Origin of the sequence: Acinetobacter sp. WC-141, assembly GCF_000313935.1 — a bacterium.
Lineage (GTDB): Bacteria > Pseudomonadota > Gammaproteobacteria > Pseudomonadales > Moraxellaceae > Acinetobacter.
Map to the genome: position 1 here is coordinate 15,677 of NZ_AMSS01000027.1, position 20,971 is coordinate 36,647.

General features: G+C 38.8%; 22 protein-coding genes. 16 read left to right on the forward strand and 6 right to left on the reverse strand.

Annotated elements, in window-relative coordinates:
• The first annotated feature begins 1 nt into the window (after position 1).
• From ACINWC141_RS04040 to ychF, 7 genes are all read left to right on the forward strand, one after another.
• Positions 2–1,225: an SfnB family sulfur acquisition oxidoreductase gene (locus tag ACINWC141_RS04040; protein WP_009388220.1), complete on the forward strand. Its 1,224-nt coding sequence runs from the start codon at positions 2–4 to the stop codon at positions 1,223–1,225.
• A complete protein-coding gene (locus tag ACINWC141_RS04045) occupies positions 1,225–2,637 on the forward strand; it encodes an LLM class flavin-dependent oxidoreductase (protein WP_009388205.1) in 1,413 nt (470 codons plus the stop codon). The genes ACINWC141_RS04040 and ACINWC141_RS04045 overlap by 1 nt, the downstream gene beginning before the upstream one ends.
• A gap of 14 nt (positions 2,638–2,651) precedes the next feature.
• Complete coding sequence (locus ACINWC141_RS04050) at positions 2,652–3,482, forward strand: MetQ/NlpA family ABC transporter substrate-binding protein (RefSeq protein ID WP_005304526.1); 831 nt, start codon at positions 2,652–2,654, stop codon at positions 3,480–3,482.
• A gap of 13 nt (positions 3,483–3,495) precedes the next feature.
• Positions 3,496–4,329 (forward strand): MetQ/NlpA family ABC transporter substrate-binding protein, encoded by an 834-nt coding sequence (locus ACINWC141_RS04055; RefSeq protein ID WP_009388190.1) that lies wholly within the window; start codon positions 3,496–3,498, stop codon positions 4,327–4,329.
• Positions 4,330–4,334: 5 nt separating this feature from the next.
• Positions 4,335–5,411: a methionine ABC transporter ATP-binding protein gene (locus tag ACINWC141_RS04060; RefSeq protein ID WP_081400008.1), complete on the forward strand. Its 1,077-nt coding sequence runs from the start codon at positions 4,335–4,337 to the stop codon at positions 5,409–5,411.
• Entirely contained in the window at positions 5,392–6,051 is a 660-nt protein-coding gene (locus ACINWC141_RS04065) for a methionine ABC transporter permease (protein WP_004792864.1), read from the forward strand. Before ACINWC141_RS04060 ends, ACINWC141_RS04065 begins: the two co-directional genes overlap by 20 nt.
• Before the next feature lie 93 nt (positions 6,052–6,144).
• Positions 6,145–7,236: a redox-regulated ATPase YchF gene (gene ychF, locus ACINWC141_RS04070; protein WP_009388206.1), complete on the forward strand. Its 1,092-nt coding sequence runs from the start codon at positions 6,145–6,147 to the stop codon at positions 7,234–7,236.
• Between the two features lie 48 nt (positions 7,237–7,284).
• On the opposite strand, the gene ACINWC141_RS04075 is transcribed toward ychF, so the two are convergent.
• Complete coding sequence (locus ACINWC141_RS04075; RefSeq protein ID WP_009388192.1) at positions 7,285–7,806, reverse strand: Mpo1 family 2-hydroxy fatty acid dioxygenase; 522 nt, start codon at positions 7,804–7,806, stop codon at positions 7,285–7,287.
• Between the two features lie 92 nt (positions 7,807–7,898).
• Here ACINWC141_RS04075 and ACINWC141_RS04080 point away from each other — a divergent pair, with 92 nt between their 5' ends.
• On the forward strand, positions 7,899–8,606 hold the full coding sequence (locus ACINWC141_RS04080; protein WP_009388324.1) for a Crp/Fnr family transcriptional regulator: 708 nt from the start codon (positions 7,899–7,901) through the stop codon (positions 8,604–8,606).
• Positions 8,607–8,777: 171 nt separating this feature from the next.
• Positions 8,778–9,104 carry a hypothetical protein gene (locus tag ACINWC141_RS04085; protein WP_009388274.1) on the forward strand — a complete coding sequence of 109 codons (327 nt, stop codon included), beginning with the start codon at positions 8,778–8,780 and terminating at the stop codon, positions 9,102–9,104.
• A gap of 74 nt (positions 9,105–9,178) precedes the next feature.
• On the opposite strand, the gene ACINWC141_RS04090 is transcribed toward ACINWC141_RS04085, so the two are convergent.
• Positions 9,179–9,649: a hypothetical protein gene (locus tag ACINWC141_RS04090; protein WP_204388690.1), complete on the reverse strand. Its 471-nt coding sequence runs from the start codon at positions 9,647–9,649 to the stop codon at positions 9,179–9,181.
• 121 nt (positions 9,650–9,770) lie between these two features.
• Here ACINWC141_RS04090 and ACINWC141_RS04095 point away from each other — a divergent pair, with 121 nt between their 5' ends.
• The 6 genes from ACINWC141_RS04095 to dapC all read left to right on the forward strand — a co-directional run bounded on the left by ACINWC141_RS04095 (position 9,771) and on the right by dapC (position 16,554).
• The gene (locus ACINWC141_RS04095; protein ID WP_081400009.1) at positions 9,771–10,493 is read left to right on the forward strand and encodes an AzlC family ABC transporter permease; all 723 of its coding nucleotides are present in this window, start codon (positions 9,771–9,773) and stop codon (positions 10,491–10,493) included.
• A gap of 1 nt (position 10,494) precedes the next feature.
• Positions 10,495–10,836, forward strand: coding sequence for an L-valine transporter subunit YgaH (gene ygaH, locus ACINWC141_RS04100; protein WP_009388194.1), 342 nt, complete (start codon positions 10,495–10,497; stop codon positions 10,834–10,836).
• A 122-nt stretch (positions 10,837–10,958) separates the two neighbouring features.
• Entirely contained in the window at positions 10,959–11,348 is a 390-nt protein-coding gene (locus ACINWC141_RS04105; protein WP_009388287.1) for a tautomerase family protein, read from the forward strand.
• Positions 11,349–11,450: 102 nt separating this feature from the next.
• A complete protein-coding gene (purT, locus tag ACINWC141_RS04110; protein ID WP_081400010.1) occupies positions 11,451–12,668 on the forward strand; it encodes a formate-dependent phosphoribosylglycinamide formyltransferase in 1,218 nt (405 codons plus the stop codon).
• A 27-nt stretch (positions 12,669–12,695) separates the two neighbouring features.
• Complete coding sequence (gene glnD / locus ACINWC141_RS04115; protein ID WP_009388302.1) at positions 12,696–15,359, forward strand: [protein-PII] uridylyltransferase; 2,664 nt, start codon at positions 12,696–12,698, stop codon at positions 15,357–15,359.
• A gap of 25 nt (positions 15,360–15,384) precedes the next feature.
• On the forward strand, positions 15,385–16,554 hold the full coding sequence (gene dapC / locus ACINWC141_RS04120) for a succinyldiaminopimelate transaminase (protein WP_009388317.1): 1,170 nt from the start codon (positions 15,385–15,387) through the stop codon (positions 16,552–16,554).
• Positions 16,555–16,609: 55 nt separating this feature from the next.
• Here the strand turns inward: dapC and ACINWC141_RS04125 are convergent, their stop codons facing one another.
• The 4 genes from ACINWC141_RS04125 to msrB all read right to left on the reverse strand — a co-directional run bounded on the left by ACINWC141_RS04125 (position 16,610) and on the right by msrB (position 19,052).
• On the reverse strand, positions 16,610–17,242 hold the full coding sequence (locus ACINWC141_RS04125) for a LysE family translocator (RefSeq protein ID WP_009388304.1): 633 nt from the start codon (positions 17,240–17,242) through the stop codon (positions 16,610–16,612).
• A gap of 63 nt (positions 17,243–17,305) precedes the next feature.
• A complete protein-coding gene (locus tag ACINWC141_RS04130; RefSeq protein WP_034677602.1) occupies positions 17,306–18,151 on the reverse strand; it encodes an AraC family transcriptional regulator in 846 nt (281 codons plus the stop codon).
• Positions 18,151–18,636: a glutathione peroxidase gene (locus ACINWC141_RS04135; protein ID WP_009388288.1), complete on the reverse strand. Its 486-nt coding sequence runs from the start codon at positions 18,634–18,636 to the stop codon at positions 18,151–18,153. Before ACINWC141_RS04135 ends, ACINWC141_RS04130 begins: the two co-directional genes overlap by 1 nt.
• The gene (msrB, locus tag ACINWC141_RS04140; protein ID WP_004792889.1) at positions 18,633–19,052 is read right to left on the reverse strand and encodes a peptide-methionine (R)-S-oxide reductase MsrB; all 420 of its coding nucleotides are present in this window, start codon (positions 19,050–19,052) and stop codon (positions 18,633–18,635) included. Before msrB ends, ACINWC141_RS04135 begins: the two co-directional genes overlap by 4 nt.
• Before the next feature lie 237 nt (positions 19,053–19,289).
• Here msrB and ACINWC141_RS04145 point away from each other — a divergent pair, with 237 nt between their 5' ends.
• Positions 19,290–20,720 (forward strand): pyridoxal phosphate-dependent aminotransferase, encoded by a 1,431-nt coding sequence (locus ACINWC141_RS04145; RefSeq protein WP_009388272.1) that lies wholly within the window; start codon positions 19,290–19,292, stop codon positions 20,718–20,720.
• Positions 20,721–20,971 lie beyond the last annotated feature (251 nt).

The window sequence follows — 20,971 nt, forward strand, 5'->3', positions numbered from 1 at the left end:
CATGACTTCATATCAATCGGTTCAAACCAAACAAACATCGGCATCAGGCCAAGCACATATTATTCAAAATGATGCGGAAGCTTTAGAAATTGCAAAACAATTTGCTGAGCAATTTAAAAAAACTGCAGTTGAGCGAGACTCTAAGCGAATTCTACCGTATACCGAAATCGATGCATTGAGCCAATCAGGGCTTTGGGCAATTACAGTACCAAAGCAATATGGTGGTGCCGAAGTTTCAAGTCATACAGTTGCTAAAGTGATTGCTCTTTTAAGCGGTGCAGATGGTTCAATTGGACAAATTCCACAAAACCATTTCTATGCCTTAGAAGTATTGCGCAATACAGGCACAGAAGCTCAAAAACAACGTTTATATGGCGAAGTGCTAAATGGCACTCGTTTTGGTAATGCACTTGCTGAGTTTAAAACCAAAACTTCAACCCACAAACAAACCAATATCCGTCCTCACGAAAATGGATATCTCATTCAGGGTGAAAAGTTTTACTGCACAGGAAGTTTATTTGCTCACCGTATTCCAACCTTAGTTTTAGATGATGCAGGCCGAGAGTATTTAGCCTTTGTAAAAAGTGGTTCACAAGGATTAAAACTTGTTGATGACTGGTCTGGCTTTGGGCAGAAAACCACAGGTAGCGGTACGGTTAAATTTGATCAAGTTTTTGTCGATGCAGATGATGTTATTCCTTTTGATACTGCATTTTTACAACCAACCTTAGTGGGCCCTTTTGCCCAAATTATGCATGCATCAATTGAAGTAGGCATTGCACGTGCAGCCTTTGAAGAAAGCTTGCAAAGAGTGCATCAGGCCCGCCCATGGATTGATTCAAATGTAGAAACGGCAAACCAAGATCCTTTAACGATTTATGAATTAGGACGCATTGCTGTAGATGTACGGGCAAGTGAAGTGTTATTAAAACAGGCAGCTCAATCAATTGATGCCGCAAAAATTGAAACCACACCTGAAAGCATTGCAAAAGCTTCAATTGATGTGGCCAAAGTACGTGCTCATAGTAGCGATATCGCACTCAAAGCATCTTCTAAGCTGATTGAACTTGCAGGAAGCCGTGGTAGTCAGTCACACGATGGTCTAGACCGTTTCTGGCGCAATGCACGTGTGCATACGTTGCATGATGCCGCACGATGGAAATATTACTTTATTGGGAACTATGTGCTTAACGGTGTTCTACCACCTCGTCGGGGGACACTGTAATGGCAGATTTTAAAGCGAAAGAAATTTTACTCAATGCTTTTGATATGAACTGTGTTGGACATATCAATCATGGGTTATGGACACATCCACGTGATGAATCACATCGTTTTAACGAACTCAGTTATTGGACAGAACAAGCAAAAACCTTAGAAAGTGGTTTATTTGATGGTTTGTTTATTGCAGACATTACAGGTGTATATGACGTCTATCAAAATGGTATTGATCTGACTTTAAAAGAGTCCATTCAGCTTCCGAGCCATGACCCGTCTACACTCATTTCAGCAATGGCGGCAGTCACTCAAAACTTAAGTTTTGGAGTCACTGTGAACTTAAGCTATGAGCATCCATATCAATTTGCCCGCCGTTTTGCGAGTCTTGACCATTTAACTCAAGGTCGTATTGGCTGGAATATCGTGACAGGTTATCTAGATAGTGCGGAACGCTTAATTGGTCAAAAAGGTTTAAAAGACCACGATGCTCGCTATGAACAAGCCGAAGAATTTTTAGAACTTTGCTATAAATATTGGGAAGGTTCTTGGGAAAATGACGCAGTTAAAAAAGATAAATTACAGCGTGTTTTTACAGACCCATCTAAAGTGCATACGATTCACCACCACGGCAAATATTATCAGAGTGAAGGTGTGTTTCAGGTGTCTCCTTCTGTGCAACGCACCCCGACACTATTTCAAGCAGGTGCTTCACCCAAAGGTATGCAGTTTGCGACTCGTCATGCTGAGTGTGTATTTATTGGCGGCGACAAACCCGAAAAAATACGTGAACAAGTGAAAAAGATTCGTGCTCTTGCAGAACAGCAAGGCCGTTCAGCGGATGACATTAAAGTCTTTGTCGGTATAACCGTTGTTGTTGCCGAAACACATGATCTCGCTGTACAAAAACTTAATGAATATCGTCAATATGCAAGTCCTGAAGCTGGCTTAGCGCATTATGCGAGTTCAACTGGCATCGACTTAAGTAAATTTGCCGACGATGAAGCGATTCCTTATCAAAAAAGTAACAGTATTGTTTCGATTACCGAAAAATTTAAAGAGCAACGAATCACGAAAAATGACTTAAAAGCTCAGCATGTCCTAGGTGGTCGTTATCCCCTCATCGTGGGCAGTGGCGAAGAAGTTGCTGAATACTTAATTCATCTTTTAGATGAAACAGATATTGATGGCTTTAATTTGACACGTACAGTTGCACCTGAGTCTCACCACGACTTTATTCGCTTGGTTATTCCTGAGCTACAACAACGTGGTCGTTATAAAACTGCATATAAAACGGGTTCACTGCGGAACAAAATTTTTAATCGGGGTGATCAATTACCAAAACAACACCCTGTTCAAGCGTTCCGATGTAGTCCCTATAACAACAGCAAAAACCTAACAACAATTGAAGAAATAACCGCTTAAATTTGGAGATAGACATGGCTCAAACAGCCTCTAAGAAATGGCTAGGCGTAGGCTTAGTCGTTGTAGTCCTTTTTGTTGCTTTATTCTTTTGGAATAAACACCGTCAAAGTGGCTCAAATGAACTCGTGATTGGTATTAGTCCACCATTTGCAAAAACTTTACAAGCTGCTGCCGATGAAGCAAAGCAACAAGGTTTAAATGTAAAACTGGTTGAGTTTTCTGACTGGAACACACCAAATATTACTTTAAATCATGGGGATATTGATGCCAACTTTTTCCAGCATCAACCTTTCTTAGACAATGCAATTAAAGAAACTGGCTTTAAATTAAAAGCATTTGCAGTAGGTGCAGCATCACATGTGGGACTTTATTCAAAGAAATATAAAAGCCTTGATGAATTGCCACAAAACGCACGTGTAGTCATTCCAAATGATCCAGTGAATCAAGGTCGTGCCCTACTACTTTTACAGCAAGCTAAATTAATTACGCTTAAAGATTCAAACAACCATTTATCTGCACTTAAAGATGTTGTTTCAAACCCTAAAAACTTGCAATTCATTGAGGTTGAAGGACCACAAACTGCTCGTGCAATTGATGATGTTGACTTGGCATTTGGCTACCCACACTACTTGCGCTTAGCAAAAACAGCTGACCCTGATAGTGCACTTTTACTTGATGACAATACCAATAAACGTTATGCCATTTTGTTTGTAGTACGTGACGACTATCAGGACAAGGGCGACAAATTGAAGAAATTTGTTGAGATCTATCAAAACTCGCCAAAAGTTAAAGCTGTGTTAGATGCTGAGATTGGGCCAAAACTTTGGTTCCCTGGCTGGAAGTAATAACGGAAAGATTATGGCGATTCAGTTCAAACAGCATAAGCCTTGGTTACTCGGAATTACGATAATTATCGTAGTTCTGGGTCTCGTCGGTTACCGTTATATTAAAAATAAACAAGCCGATGATGTTTTAACGATTGGCATTAGTCCACCGTATGCTGAGTTATTACAAAGTGTTGCCAATGAAGTAGAAAAACAAGGCGTTCATGTCAAACTCGTTGAATTTTCTGACTGGCGAGCACCAAATGTTGCCGTACAAAACGGTGATATTGATGCAAACTTTTTCCAGCAAAGCGTATTTCTACGTAATGCTGTAAAAGAAACGGGTTATGACTTACATGCATTTGCCGTGGGCTCAGGAAGTCATGTGGGTTTATATTCAAAAAAATATAAATCACTTGAAGACTTACCTTCAAATGCACGTGTTGCTATTCCAAACGATCCAGTCAATTTAGCCCGTGCTTTAATTTTATTACATCGTGCAGGTTTAATTCAGCTTAAAGACATTAATAATGAGCTTTCAACCACTCAAGACATTATTGCTAATCCTAAACAGCTGAGCTTCGTTGAAGTTGAAGGACCACAGACAGCACATGCATATAACGATGTCGATTTAATTTTCGGCTTCCCTCACTACTTAAAAATGGCAAAGGTAACCGACCCACATAGCGCATTATTTTTAGATCCAATCGATAAAAAATATGCAATTTTGTTTGTGACCCGTCGCGATTACCAAGATAAAAACCAAAAACTTGCAACCTTTGTTAAAGCATTCCAGAACTCAAAACAAGCACAAGACATTCTGGATAAAGACTTTGGTAAAGGTATGTGGTTTCAAGGCTGGAAATAAGGAGAATGGCAATGGTGAGTTTTGGATCACAAGTTGATTTTTCTCTACCTCATATCAAAATTCGTGGTTTAAATAAGTTTTACCAATCGCAGGGTCAAAAACTGCATGCTTTAAAAGAGATTAACCTTGATATTCCTCAAGGTAAGATTTTAGGCATTATTGGTAAAAGTGGTGCTGGAAAATCTTCCTTACTCCGCACTTTAAATGGCTTAGAACAAGTAAATACTGGCAGCATTCATATCCATCAACAAAACATTGCTGAATTGAGCCATTCCGAGCTTATTCAAACCCGTCAAAGAATTGGAATGATTTTTCAACATTTCAATTTAATGTCTGCAAAAACGGTCTGGGAAAATGTGGCATTGCCTTTAAAAGTTTCCAATTACAACAAAGCAGATATCGACCAACGTGTAAATGAAGTTCTGGCACTCGTAGGTCTTGCAGATAAGTCTGGTCATTATCCATCACAACTTTCGGGCGGACAAAAGCAACGCGTCGGTATTGCACGTGCACTTGTTCACCACCCAGAAATTTTACTTTGTGATGAAGCAACCTCAGCACTTGACCCTGAAAGTACCGCCACTATTTTGGCTTTACTTAAAAAGATTAATCAGGAGCTGGGTCTTACTATTGTATTAATTACTCACGAAATGCAGGTCATTCGAGAAATTTGTGATCAAGTCGTGGTGATTGACCAAGGTGAAATTGTAGAAGCTGGACAAGTCTGGTCTGTATTTTCACGACCAGAGCAACAAATTACCCAAGAGTTGTTAAACCTAGAGCAGATCACTCTGCCTTTTAAAATCAGTCCTCTACCCGATGAAGATTCAACTCATATTATTGTAAAACTGAAATATGAAGCTGAAGCACATCAGGTTCCAGATATACAAGAGCTACTTGCTAGATTTAAAGCACCCGTCAATTTATATCAAAGTCAGGTCGATACCATTCAAGGGCACATTATTGGTTCACTTTTAGTCGGTATTCCTAACGTAGAAATTGATCTTTCATCTATACGACAAGATGCATCAACTGCAATTGCACAATTTGAGGTACTTGGCTATGCACGACCAGCTCATTGATTTATTAATTACTGGAACTGTAGATACCTTACTTATGGTAGGTGCATCTGCATTTATTGCTTTTTTAATTGGCTTACCTATTGCTGTTGTTTTAGTCAGCACTTCTGAGCACGGCATTCACCCCTCGCAAAAGATTAATCAGGCTTTAGGTTGGGTCATTAACATTACTCGCTCCGTCCCATTTCTTATTTTAATGGTTGCGCTTATTCCGCTTACTCGCTGGATTGTGGGTACAAGTTATGGCGTTTGGGCAGCCGTTGTTCCATTGACGATTGCGGCAATTCCCTTCTTTGCTCGTATTGCAGAAGTCAGCTTACGTGAAGTCGATCAAGGCTTAATTGAAGCTGCACAAGCCATGGGTTGTAACCGTAAACAAATTATTTGGCATGTGCTTTTACCAGAGGCTTTGCCAGGTATTGTGGCAGGCTTTACCGTGACTATTGTGACTATGATTAACTCTTCTGCGATTGCTGGTGCTATTGGTGCAGGTGGTCTAGGAGACATTGCTTATCGTTATGGCTATCAACGTTTTGATATGCAAATTATGTTGGCTGTAATTTTTGTGCTCATTGTTTTAGTCATGTTAGTACAAGCAACTGGTGATGCATTAGCCCAGCAACTTGATAAACGTAAAGTTTAAAAGCAATACAACCCTGCTCTAGCCATGACTTTGTCATGGCTTTCATGTAAAATCAGCGACAATTTTTAATTTACACATTTGTGAGTGGTTTTCATGGGTTTTAATTGCGGTATTGTTGGTCTGCCAAACGTAGGGAAATCTACCCTTTTCAATGCATTAACGAAAGCAGCGATTGCAGCGGAAAACTTCCCTTTCTGTACCATTGAACCAAACACAGGTATTGTTCCTGTTCCAGATCCACGTTTAGATAAACTTGCTGCAATTGTTAACCCTCAGCGTGTTTTGCCGACCACTATGGAATTTGTGGACATTGCAGGTCTTGTTGCTGGTGCATCAAAAGGCGAAGGTTTGGGTAACCAGTTTCTTGCTAACATTCGTGAAACTGATGCAATCGCTCATGTGGTACGTTGTTTCGAAGACGAAAACGTGATTCACGTTAATGGTAAAATTGATCCATTAGACGACATCGCAACTATCAATACTGAACTTGCGCTTGCAGACCTTGAGACTGTTGCTAAAGCAATTTTACGTTTAACTAAAGTTGCTAAAGGCGGTGACAAAGAAGCTGTAGCGACTAAAGCAGTTTTAGAAAAAATCCAACCATTACTTGACGAAGGTAAACCAGCTCGCGCGGCTGATTTGTCTGATGACGAACGTAAATTAGTTCGTGGTTTTGGTTTAATGACTTTAAAACCAACTATGTATATTGCAAACGTTGCAGAAGATGGTTTTGAAAACAACCCACACTTAGACGCAGTTAAAAAACTTGCGGCTGAAGAAAACGCGATTGTTGTTCCTCTTTGCAACCAAATCGAAGCTGAAATTTCATTATTAGAAGATGAAGATCGTGCTGAATTCTTAGAAGCAATGGGCATGGAAGAACCGGGCTTAAATGTGGTTATTCGTGCCGGTTATGCACTTTTAGGTTTACAGACTTATTTCACTGCTGGTGTACAAGAAGTTCGTGCATGGACAGTAAAAGTTGGTGCAACCGCTCCTCAAGCAGCTGGTGTGATTCATACTGACTTCGAAAAAGGCTTTATCCGTGCTGAAGTTGTTGCATATGATGACTTCGTACAATACAACGGTGAAAACGGCGCTAAAGAAGCTGGTAAATGGCGTTTAGAAGGAAAAACTTACGTTGTTCAAGATGGCGATGTAATGCATTTCCGTTTTAACGTGTAAGTTAAAGCTTTAAAAAAAAGCCCCAACATATTGGGGCTTTTTTGATTGTTAATGATTTAAATCCATCGTCTCTCGTTTACTACGCGCCTCTTGTAAAATACGCGCATGCAAAGGTTTTCTAAAACCTAGCATAAATATAAATTCTGCCAATACAAATAACGGCCCAATCGCAAGTCCAATTACATCATCAACAAAAGCTGGTTTTTTCTTTTCGAAATAATGCCCAACAAACTGAAAGACCCAACCCACCACAAAGAATCCAATACTTGCTGCTAACCATTGCCCTAAGGATAATTGAGCAATTTGGCTCGCCAGTGGATACACAGCGGCTAAAAGAATCAGCATAATTACGCCAAAAACTTTATCCAAAAAGAAATAATAAATTGAACTCGCTGCAATCAACACTATAGCTAAAGTCAGTTTAAAACTGCCAATATCGACTCCAGCTCTCGCAGTTAAACATAAAATTGAAAACACGATGAGCGGAATACCGATAAAATGCGTCAAAATATTTTTATGATTTAAGTGGTAAGCTGCATATTTGCTAAGCTGTTGCTCCAGATTTGACATGAGTTGTTCCCTATTCATCTATCTATAGTCATACTGTACAAATAAGGAAAACCTAAAGTTGTCAGCTATTTGACAAAGTAATGATTTTTTTCATGGATGGCCCCATATTGGACATTATTTATATTAATCGATTAAAAGAAAACACATGGTTTAGTGCGCTGCCAGAAACATTCCAAAACTTTATTCTAGAGCACGGTAAGCAAATAACCTTTGAAAAAAACAGCTATGTTTTTCGTGCCCAAGATGTGTTTGATGGCATTTATACCGTGCTTGAAGGCTCAATTAGCTTGGGCTATGTCGACGTAAATGGTAATGAAGCGCTTTCTGCAATTGCTGAGCCAATTATGTGGTTTGGTGAAATATCCCTGATTGACCACGAACCGCGCTCACACGATGCGATTGCTTTGAAAAAAAGTACGGTTTTGCATATTCCGGCGAAGCCCTTAAATGAGCTACTCAAAGAAAACCCTTATTACTGGTACTATTTTGCACGTTTAACGAGTCAAAAACTCAGATATGTTTTCTTAGAGCAGATTGCTATACAAACACGTAGTATTTCTCAAAGGCTTGCTCAACGTCTTCTTTTTATTTTAGGAGGTTACGGCAATCATATTCTCATTCAAGATCATCATATTCATATTTCTCAAGAACAATTGGCAAATATGCTGACCACATCCAGACAGACAATCAATCATGAGCTGAGCCTTCTCGAAAAACAGAAAATCATCAAAATTGCTTTTAGAAAAATTGAGATTTTAGATATTGAGAAATTGAAAGTGGTTGCTCAAGCCCAAGCGTAATTCTTATAAAAGCTGCTATATGATAAAAACTTAAAACTAAATTAAAAAAATAGATAACACTGCAAAACAAAACATTGTTCAAACTCTATTTCACAAAATAAATGTTTTAAAGCAGATATTTTCACCTTACACTCAAGCTGAGCAATAATACTCAACAAGGCGCTGATTAACATGAAAAAATTATCAACAATTCTAACAGCAGGCGTATTGGCTATGTTAAGTGTTTCGGCATTTGCATGTCCAAAAGGAACTCAATTACAAGGCGGCACAGGACCAAATCATAAAGGCGGAAAATGTGTTGCTGCACACGGCAAAGCAACTGCTAAAAAAGAAGCAGTAAAAGCAAAACAAGATGTTAAAAAAGATATGACTGAACAAAAGCATGATGCCATGATGAAATCTATGCATGCTCAACATGAATCACAGCAAATGACTCATCAAATGAAACAAGATGCAGTAAAAACTGCAAACACAGCTAAAGCCGCGACGAAGCCGTAATTCACATTCACTCATTATCGTTTAAAAGCAAAAAAGCGAGATTGATCATCTCGCTTTTTTATATTTATAAATTTTTATTTTGGAGAGGTATTTCCAAGATTTGGCGTATCGATCGCATCCTTACATTGCGCTTTATCTCGCTCATAATCTGCTTGTTTCTTAGCAACTGAATCATTATTTTCAAGCGTTTCGCGTGCCCACACATCTAAACTCGTTAAAGCTTTACGACAAAGTGCGTACTTCCCTTCTGTCACCGAATCAGTCATTTTCACATTAATACGCCAGTCTGTACTCAATTGACGTAAAGGTTTACGAACTTTGTCATCAATTTGACTCAGCTGCTTTTCATAAACCAAATGCTCAACCGTATTAATTAATGTCCATGCTTTTTGAGCATAAACAGTTGCGTCATTGGTCAGTTTAGGTGCTGGCTTAATTTCTACTTTTTTTTCTGCCTCATGATTACCATTGTCACAGCCCTGCAATGTAAAAATACCTGCACTCAATATGGTGATATAAACTAAACGAATCTTTGCATTGAACATATCAAACTGCCGATTAAACATTTCGGCACTATGCTATTAAATTCGGCTACAATACTCAATCTTTCAAGTATTTTTATCATTTGGTTTATTGCCAAGGTGTATTGTGTCCGAACAACAATTGATGCCTGCCCAAACGGCAACTTTTTGGCAAGGCGCCAAAGATAGCCAAGCTATCGTACTCACCTATTTACCTGTTTCTTTTGCCTTTGGCGTTTCTGCATCTCAGTTTGGCTTTACACCATGGGAAGCTTTTTTTCTATCTTGTTCAATGTATGCCGGAGCCAGCCAGTTCTTAGTTGTCGCACTTTTAGCAAGTGGTTCTTCTATCTGGTTAACTGCATTAACAGTCATTGCACTTGATATTCGCCATGTCCTTTATGGACCGGCTTTATATAACCTGATTCCAAACAAATTAAATCTAAAAAAAACGGCGGTATGGGCTTGGGGCTTAACCGATGAAGTTTTTGCAAGTGGAATGATCCAACTTTCACAGCGTAGACAACAATGGTCCGAGTCTTGGATGTTAGGCTTGAGTCTATTTAGTTGGATGGCTTGGGCAACTGGCTCATTGTTAGGCGGATTATTTGCAGATCAAGTGTCTCATCTTCCAAAGTTTTTACAAGCAGCCTTAGACTTCTTATTGCCTGCTTTATTCTTAAGTTTTTTATTAGCAGCATTTGAGCGAAAGCACAGCCTTGTAGTTGCTGTATCTTTGGTTGTTTCAGCGTTGTCCTGCTATTGGATTAACCTATCTGCGGCTATTTTTATTGGTATTCTTTCAGGCATTTTAGCCGGCTTGTTTAAACATTATGTGCTGAAACAACAAGAAGAGGTCGAAATTTAAAATGAATCTAGAGATTATTCTGGTTGGCATCATTGTTGGTATTGCCAATTTCGCCTCACGTTTTGGGCCATTCTTTGTTATACAGAAGCTACAAGGTACACAGCAAAGACGCGGTTCAGTCTGGCTAAAAATTGCGTTGGGAAGCATTGGTATATCAGCAATTAGCGCAATGCTTGTGGTAGCCACTCTTCCACCACTTCTTGAAAATCCAGACAAAAGTTTAGCCATGCTTGTCGGTTTTCTGGTTTTAGCAGGTCTGTATTTTAAATTTAAGAAAATCGTACCGGCAACGTTAACTGCCGCAATTGTTTATGGACTGATCTATACTTATTTACCTTTATAAATAGATAAACTGATCTTCCTTATATAAAATAAATCACGGCCGAAGGTGTAGTCCTATGGCATAAAAACCTAAATTTTTGAATTGATTAAAAAGATAACTTCATCTACTTAATAGAGATAAAAATGTCACAAGTTAAAATTTATGCAAATGAACAAACGATTATGCAGTATCGAGAACTACTTTCTCATGCAATCCATCAAGCTTTAATTCAAGAGTTGAAATATCCAGTTGAGAAAAGATTTCAGCGTTTTATCAGTCTTAAACCTGGAAATTTTATCTATCCTTCTGACCGCAGCCAGCACTACATTATTATCGAACTCTCAATGTTTGCGGGACGTAGCCCAGCCACTAAGAAGCAACTTATTCAAACTTTATTTCGCAATATTGAAGAACAATGCAAAATAGCTCCGCAAGATATTGAAATTACGATTTTTGAAACCCCTAAAGAAAATTGGGGTATTCGCGGCAAAAACGCAGATGAGATGCTTTTAAACTATCAGGTTAATATCTAAAAAGTGACTTCTTAATTGTCCTACAAAATTAATCTTTTTATGTGTGATAAAGCTTAACTCCATCAGAAGTTCTGCTATGCTTAAAAAAATAATTTTGTCAGGATGATTCGCATGAGCGTGACACTCGGTACCCCACTTCAATCTTCTGCATTTAAAGTTTTATTGTTAGGTTCAGGAGAACTTGGCAAAGAAGTTGTAATTTCTTTACAACGCCTTGGTGTCGAAGTACATGCAGCCGACCGTTATGATCATGCGCCAGCCATGCAAGTTGCACATTTTTCTTATGTGCTCAACATGGCTAATCCAACTGAGTTAAAACAGCTCATCGAAAAAATTAAACCCAATTTAATTGTTCCAGAAATTGAAGCCATCGCTACAGAAGTTTTGCTTGAAATTGAAGCGAGCCAAACTGCAACTGTTATTCCTTCTGCTAAAGCTGTAAACCTAACCATGAACCGTGAAGGCATTCGTCGTCTTGCGGCTGAAGAACTTGGTTTACCGACCTCTGCTTACCGCTTTGCTGACTCACTAGAAAGCTTCCGCGCTGCTTCTGATGATATTGGTTATCCAAATTTTGTAAAACCAGTAATGTCATCTTCGGGTAAAGGTCAATCTCGTGTAAAAAGTTTCGATGAAGTCGATGCTGCTTGGGAATATGCCATGCAAGGTGGTCGTGTTAACCAAGGTACGGTCATTATTGAATCTCAAATTGATTTTGATTTTGAAATTACGTTACTTACCGTGCGTGCAAAAAATCCTGAAACTGGTGAAATCGAAACTCACTATTGTGACCCAATTGGTCACCGTCAAGATGCTGGCGATTATGTAGAAAGCTGGCAACCTCAACCGATGACTGCGGCTGCACTTGAAGAAGCAAAACGTATTGCAAATAAAGTGACAACAGCGCTTGGCGGCTGTGGTATTTTTGGTGTAGAACTGTTTATTAAAGGCGACAAGGTCTGGTTTAGTGAAGTTTCGCCTCGCCCACATGATACTGGTCTAGTTACTTTAGCATCACAATTTCAAAGTGAATTTGAATTGCATGCTCGTGCAATTTTAGGATTACCTGTAAACACAGCTCGCCATAGTGTTGCTGCGAGTGCAGTCATTTATGCTGGAGTCGATGCCAACAACTTAAGTTACAGCGGCTTAAATACGGCATTAGCCGACCCTAATACTGACTTACGCCTGTTTGGTAAACCAGAGGGTTTCAAACGACGTCGTATGGGTGTGGCAACTGCTCGCGCAGAAAATACTGATCTTGCTCGTACTTTAGCGAAAGAAACCGCTGATCAAGTAAGCGTAAAAACCAACTCTTAATATTTACTTTTTGGTAGACCCATTTTCATGATCAATACATCGCCATTGCTGAACTACGTTACAAGCCATCATGATATTAAAGCCATTAATCAATGGCGAACGGATGTAGAAAAGCAATTGCAGGATTCATATGAAAATGGGCAATCTATTCGAGAAGTGATTAAAGCACGCTCAGACCTCGTTGATGAAGCACTGATCTTTCTGTGGAAACATGCCGAACTTGATCAGACAGGTCTAGGCCTTTTTGCTGTGGGTGGTTATGGGCGCCGTGAAATGTTGCCCTATTCCGATGTTGATATCATGATTTTATCGGAACATGAAATTAACGAAGAAAATGAAAAACGTATTTCTACATTTATTTCCTCGTTATGGGATGTTGGTAATTTTAAACCCGGCATTAGCGTTCGCACTATTCAAAGCTGTGTTGAGCAGGCAGCGACAGATCTAACAGTTGCAACGACACTCATTGAAGCTCGTTTAATTACCGGTAATAGTCAACTTGCGAAATGGCCGCGTCGTATTGTTTCGCAAACGTGGACAGACAAAACATTTTTTGATGCAAAAATGGCTGAACAAGCTAAGCGTTACCACCAACACAACAATACTGAAAGCAACTTAGAACCTGACATTAAAAATGCGCCTGGCGGCATTCGTGACATTAACCAGATAGGTTGGATTGCTAAGCGTCATTTCCGCGTAAACCGCATTTATGATTTAGTTCATTTAGGTTTTATTTCAGAATTTGAATTAAACGTTTTAGAAGAAGCTGAAAGTTTTCTTTGGGAAATTCGTCACCATTTACATCGCTTAGCGAAGCGTGATGAAAACCGTCTTCTGTTCGATCATCAAAGAGATATTGCCGCTCAATTTGGTTATGTGCGTCAAGAAGGTCAACCTGTAAATTACGGCGTTGAACAGTTCATGAAGCGTTATTACCGTACAGCTCAACAGGTTTCAACGCTTAATGAAATGTTGTTGGCATATTTTAGCGAATCGGTCATTACTCCACGCTTACCAAATTATGAACGTAAAATTGAAGAAGTTAATAATCATTTTAAAATCGTTGATAACAAGCTTGCCGTACAGCACCACAAAATATTCGCAGAACACCCAAGTGCTATTTTAGAATTGTTCTATATTTTGGCTAATCGACCAGATATTGAAGGCATTCGCGCACGTACTTTACGACTACTTATTCTTGCTGCAAAACGTATTAACCAAAATTTTCGAGATAACCCTGAGCATCAAGCACTATTTATGTCGATTATTCGCTCTCCTTATCGTCTATACGATACTTTAGTTGCGATGAAACGATATGGAGTTCTAGGAAACTATATTCCAGCGTTTGGCCAAATTATGGGTCTTATGCAATATGACCTATTCCATATCTATACGGTCGATGCTCACACATTATTATTACTACGAAATTTAAATCGCTTTAAAGAACCTGAATTCGCTAAAGAGTTCCCTGTTGTAAGCTCTGTTTTCCAACGTCTCGCACGTCAAGATATTGTATTTATTGCTGCATTATTTCATGACATTGCCAAAGGCCGTGGTGGAGACCATAGTGAACTTGGTGCAGAAGACGCAATCGAGTTTGGACGTGCGCATGGCTTTACAGAGCGTGAATGCAAATTAATTGCATGGCTCATCCACAACCATTTGCTCATGTCGCTAACTGCTCAGAAAAAGGATATTTCAGATCCGGATGTTGTTAAAGATTTTGCCGAAAAACTTGGCGATATGGAACATCTTGATTATTTATATACTTTAACGGTTGCAGATATTAATGCGACAAATCCAAAACTATGGAACACATGGCGTGCATCGCTTATGCGTCAACTTTATACGCATGCCCGTGATGTCATTCGTACAGGTTTAAGCCGTCCTGTTGACTATCAAATGTTAATTGAAGACACCAAATTTGCAGCAAGTGAATTACTGGTGAATAATTTCTCATTAGCAGACGTTGAAAAAGTATGGCAAGAACTAGGCGATGAATACTTCATTAAAGAATCGGCAGATGAAATTGCATGGCACACTCAAGCAATTTTGAAACACGGCGATAACCCAGAGCCATTAGTTCTGTTACGTGCTCATCGTAAAGCTGCGCAAGATGCCGTGCAAATCTTTATATACACGCGTGACCAACCCAACCTTTTTGCCACCACTGTTGCCGTTTTAGACCGCATGAACCTAGACGTTCAAGATGCAAAAATTATCACAGCAAGTACCGCGTTTAGCTTAGACACCTATGTTGTGCTCGATCGCTTTGGTACATTGCTAACTGACCCCGAACGCGAAGAAACAGTTAAAACCGCATTAGTGAAAGCGCTTAGTCAGCCAGACCAATATCCGGGACTTATGCAACGTCGTATTCCACGTCAGCTACGTCACTTCGATATTGAAAATACAGTGGACGTTACATTGAATGAAGCGTTACAGCAAAATATGGTTGAAATTTCAACACTCGATCACCCCGGCCTACTTGCACGTGTAGGTGGCTTGTTTATGATGCAAGGTTTAGACATCCATTCAGCTAGAATTGCAACTTTAGGTGAACGTGCAGAAGATATTTTCTTTGTCACGAAAAAAGATGGAAAACCGTTAAATAACGAAGAGGTTAAACTCTTCTCGGAAAAGCTTAAAGCTGCATTAGATGAAGCATCTAATCAAATTTGTCAGCACTGAAACTCAACTACTTGGTAACTGTTTAATGAACTCTAGCTTGTCGTTATTGCACCCATATCCATTTGAAAAGTTAAACCAACTTTTTAAGGATACTACTCCTGCTAACCTTCCCTTGATTCCTCTATCAATTGGTGAACCGAAGCACCCAGCACCAGAGTTTGTTAAGCAGGCAATTATTGACAACTTCAATCATCTATCAACTTATCCAAATAGTAAGGGGTTGCCAGAGCTTCGCCAAAGCATTGCAAACTGGCTCACTAAACGCTTTAAACTTAACAGTATTAGTGCTGAAAACCATATTTTGCCAGTATCTGGTACGCGTGAAGGGATTTTCTCATTTGTTCAGGCGCTCATTAACCGTGAAGACGCACCGTATGTGGTCATGCCGAATCCGTTTTATCAAATTTATGAAGGTGCCGCTCTACTTGCTGGCGCAAAACCTTATTTCATTAATTGTACCGAAGAAAATGATTACTTAGGTGATTTTGATGCTGTACCTGCAGAAGTTTGGGAAAAGACAGCCCTTCTTTTTGTATGTACGCCGGGCAACCCAACTGGTACTGTACTTTCTAAAGAACAATTCAAAAAGTTAATTGCCTTATCTGATCAATATAATTTTGTTATTGCTTCTGATGAATGCTATTCAGAACTTTGGTTCGAGCAAGTACCTACAGGTTTATTAGAAGTTTGTGCAGAACTTGGTCGTGATGACTATAAAAACTGTGTGGTATTTCATTCACTGTCTAAACGCTCAAACTTGCCGGGATTACGCTCAGGTTTTGTAGCGGGTGATGCAGTATTATTAAAACCATATTTGCAGTACCGTACCTATCATGGCGCAGCAATGCCTGTTCAACATCAGCTTGCATCTATTGCGGCATGGAATGATGAAAACCATGTTGAAGAAAACCGTAAGCAATATCGTGCAAAGTTTGATTTATTCCAAAACGAACTAGGTCACTTATTACCTCTGCAAAAGCCAGATGCAGGTTTCTATTACTGGTTAAAAGTTGATAACGATGAAACTTTTGCCAAGATGTTGATGGAAAAAGCCCACATTAAAGTTTTACCGGGTCGTTATTTATCTCGTGATACAGATCAAGGTAACCCTGGCGAGAATCATGTGCGTATGGCTTTAGTCGCCGATTTAGCACAATGTGAAGAAGTGGTTAAGCGCTTAAAAGCAATTCTTTAAATATAGATAAGCTGTATAGCCTTCACTATTTAGGTTGAAGGCTATACAACCGACATTAACTATAAGCAAGGAGTAAGACTGCAAAACATATAAAAGCCAGACTAGAACAATAATATAAACCTATGGCTGAACGTTTAATCTGCTCTAGAACCCGATTTTGAAGTAATAGACGAACTAACAATAAGTTCCAACCAAGCACGACTCCAGTCATCCACGTACTCATCAGCAATTTTTGAACCAGACTAAATTGATGTTGAATAAGCAACATCAAGCTACTATAAAACATAATATTTTTGGGATTAAGCAGACTAGATTGTATTCCCAACATTAAGCTCTTAATTTTATCCTGCTGCTCATACTCTTGATCAATCAACTCATTTTTTTCAGTAACAAAAGTTAAAGTACCAGACCGAGCAGCTCTAAAACAAAGATAACTCAAATAAACCAAATACCCAGCCCCAAGCCATTTAAGTACTAAAAGAATGGTCGTACTCAAACTTCCAAGCAACATAAATCCAAACATACACGCCATTAAGATTAAGGCATTACCAAACGTAATTCCTGCAATGACACCATATGTATAGCGCGAGCCCTTTTGCAAAAGACTGGTGAGAATAAGAAAGAAGTCAGGTCCCGGAGATAACAGCGCTAAAAAGTGAGTAAAAGCGATAACTAAAAAAACTTCCATAAAGGTTTCATCTGTAAACAATATGGAATAGCTTAAAAATTGAGAAAAATAATTTCTTGTAAATTATTGCGCGGCAGCAAGTTGATACTGTCGAGGAGTAATCCCTGTATGAGCTTTGAAAGCTTTATGAAAATGGCTCTGATCACTAAAGCCTAAATTCACTGCCAACTCTACGAGTGGAATACCTTGTTTTAATTGTGCTCTGGCCTGATTAATCTTTAAATTAATTTGAAATGCATGAGGTGTTAAACCAACATTGGCTTTAAATAGACGAATGATCGCATACCGACTAAGACCCACTTGCAGTGCAAGCTCTTCTAGAGAAATAAATCGTTCTGATGATTTAATAATATGAATTAAGTTCAAGAAGTCTTCGTACAAATATTGAGTTTTCTGTATTTCTTCTAAAACAAAATGAGGTAGTAACAACTGAGTAAGGCAATAGATCAGCGACTGTTCTTTTTCAAGAATTAATTTTTGAGGGTCAAATAAAGTTTCATTCATATCAGAAAAAGCCTGATACAAAGTTTCATCTTTAATAATCAGAGGTCTATGCTGGGGCAAATTTAAATCAAAGCCCTCTTGTTGAAATTCAGTGTACCATTGATTAAGCCACGATATATCTAGATGCAACATCTGGTAACTCCAAGCCTGATCGGGCAATGGATTACAAGAATGTTCAATGTGGGCAGGTACAATGACTAACGTACCAGCAGAAATCTTTTGTGCTGTAGCAAATGAACTGTGAAAAACGCTATTCCCTTCATCTATAGCTCCAATTGAAAATGTTGGATGGCTATGAGACTTATAACATGTTCGACTAAAACAAGATCTTCTGGTTTCAACATAAGGCATTCTCCCATCTTGCCAAAACTCAAAAGCTTGAGGAATAGCGTTCATTGAATTCATTAACTCGCTAATGCTTTTTCAATATCAGCTTCTAATGCTTCCGGCTTAGTCGTAGGAGCATAACGATTAAGCACGGCGCCATCTCTCCCTACCAAAAATTTAGTAAAGTTCCATTTAATCGTGCTACTGCCTAAAATCCCTTTAGCTTCACGTGTCAAAAATCTAAAAATCACGTGGGCTTCTGGCCCTTTTACATCTACTTTCGCAAACATCGGGAATTTCACCCCATAGTTGCGTTGACAGAACGTACCGATTTCCTTATTACTACCCGGATCTTGCCCACCAAACTGGTTGCAAGGAAACCCTAAAACTTCTAAGCCTTGATCTTTATATTTTTCATAAAGCTTTTCAAGGCCAGCAAATTGTGGTGTAAAACCACATTTACTTGCAGTATTTACAATTAGTAAAACTTTACCTTTGTAATCAGCTAATTGCTTAACTTCACCCTCTAACAGTTCAGCTTCAAACTGATAAATATTACTCATGGATAGGTTTCCTCATCATTTTTTTCTTGTGATTTCAGTTGTAATGATGCCGAGTTTACACAATAGCGCAAACCAGTCGGCTGTGGTCCATCTTCAAAAACATGCCCTAAATGGGCTTCGCAATCATGACAAACAATTTCTGTTCTGACCATACCATGCGATAAATCGTCATGTTCTTCAATAGCAGTTGGCTCAATCGGTTTAAAGAAGCTAGGCCAGCCACAACCACTGTCATATTTAGTATCTGATGAGAACAATTCTGCGCCGCAGCAACGGCAGACATAGGTACCATGTTGCTTAGTATTCCAATATTGCCCCGTAAATGCAGGTTCAGTGCCCTTTTGTCGTGTAATCCGATACTCTTCTGGTGATAACTCTCTTTGCCATTCCCGGTCTGTTTTATTGACTTTTCCCATGACATGCACCTTTATTCTGATGTAAACATTTCTGATGATTGAGTTTTATATTTACGCCATTCATCACAAAAACTCTAGTCTCTGAACGTAAAATTTGTTGGAATTTAATCACTAAGCAATAGAAAGCAAAAAGTAAGCAAAATTCAAAATAAAAAGTAAGCAAATTTATGTTTTATTTTCTTCCAAGTAAGCAAAGATGGTGATATTCTTGTTTGGCACGGTTGTATAGGACAAAACATGTCTCAGAAAAAAAGTGTGCTTTTCCAGCAACTATTACCAGTTATCAAACAGTATCAGCAATCGGGCTTTACCCATGAAAAAATTGTTGAATTACTAAAAGATCAACACGATCTGAATTTGGTAACAGTTAAAACATTTAAAAGTTATTTATACCGATATGCAAAAGTGAATCCAGCTATGTCTAAAAATACTGCTACCCTCCAATCTATGCCAACTTCTCGAGAAATAAAGAAATCATCGAAGCTTGAGCATGTTTGTTATGACATTCGCGGACCAGTATTACGAGCCGCCAATGAAATGGAAGAGCAAGGACATAAAATCATCAAGCTAAATATCGGCAACCCTGCTCCATTTGGCTTTGAAGCACCACAAGAAATTATTAATGACGTTGCTTTAAATCTACCAAATGCAATTGGTTATGTTGATTCAAAAGGTATCTTCCCTGCTCGTAAAGCAATTTGTCAGTATTACCAGCAAAAAGGCATCCTAAATATGCACGTGAATGACGTGTATATCGGTAACGGTGTTTCTGAACTCATTGTTATGGCAATGCAAGGCCTGCTTGATGATGGCGACGAAATGTTGATTCCAATGCCGGATTATCCGCTTTGGACTGCAGCTGTTAATCTTTCAGGTGGTACAGCAATCCATTATAAATGCGATGAAGAAAATAGCTGGTATCCAGATATTGCTGACATTGAAAGCAAGATTACATCGAATACTCGCGGTATTGTCATCATTAACCCGAACAACCCTACTGGTTCAGTCTATCCACGTCATATTCTTGAACAGATTGTAGTGCTTGCGAAAAAATACGATCTAATTTTATTTGCTGATGAAATTTACGACAAAATTATTTATGACGGTATTGAACATGTTTCAGTAGCTTCATTAGCAGGTGATCAGCTTTGCGTATCTTTTAATGGTTTATCAAAAGCTTATCGTATTGCAGGTTTCCGTTCAGGCTGGATGGCAATTACTGGCGATAAAAGCCGTGCTGCTGACTATATCGAAGGTTTAGATATGTTGGCCTCTATGCGCCTCTGTGCAAACGTTCAAGCTCAATATGCGATTCAAACCGCTCTAGGCGGCTATCAATCAATTAATGACCTGATTCGTCCGGGTGGTCGTTTATATGAACAACGTAATATTGCTTGGGAAATGCTCAATGAGATTCCAGGGGTAAGCTGCGTAAAACCAGATGGAGCAATGTACTGTTTCCCTCGCCTCGATCCAAACATCTATCCAATTGAAGATGACGAAAAGTTAATGCTTGATTTGTTACGTGCAGAAAAAGTTTTATTGGTGCAAGGTACGGGCTTTAATTGGCCAACTCCAGATCATTTCCGCGTGGTTTTCTTACCTGCTGAAAATGAGTTACGAGAAGCAATTACTCGTTTAGGTCGTTTCTTAGCCAACCGTCGTTAAAAAAATGCATATTAAAAAAGGCATCTTAAATTAGATGCCCTTTTTGATAATTCTGTTTTATGACTTTGAAAAAAGAATGATCAACAACACTCTCATCTGCTTACCGACTCAAAAACAAAACTTTGAAATTAAAAACTTTTTCTTAAAAATTTAATTCTTTTAACCTTTAAATTCGCTTTAATAATTTATTTATATATTTTTTACCATACGTTTAAATTTATACGTAATTTCACAATTACTCTAATCTTTAT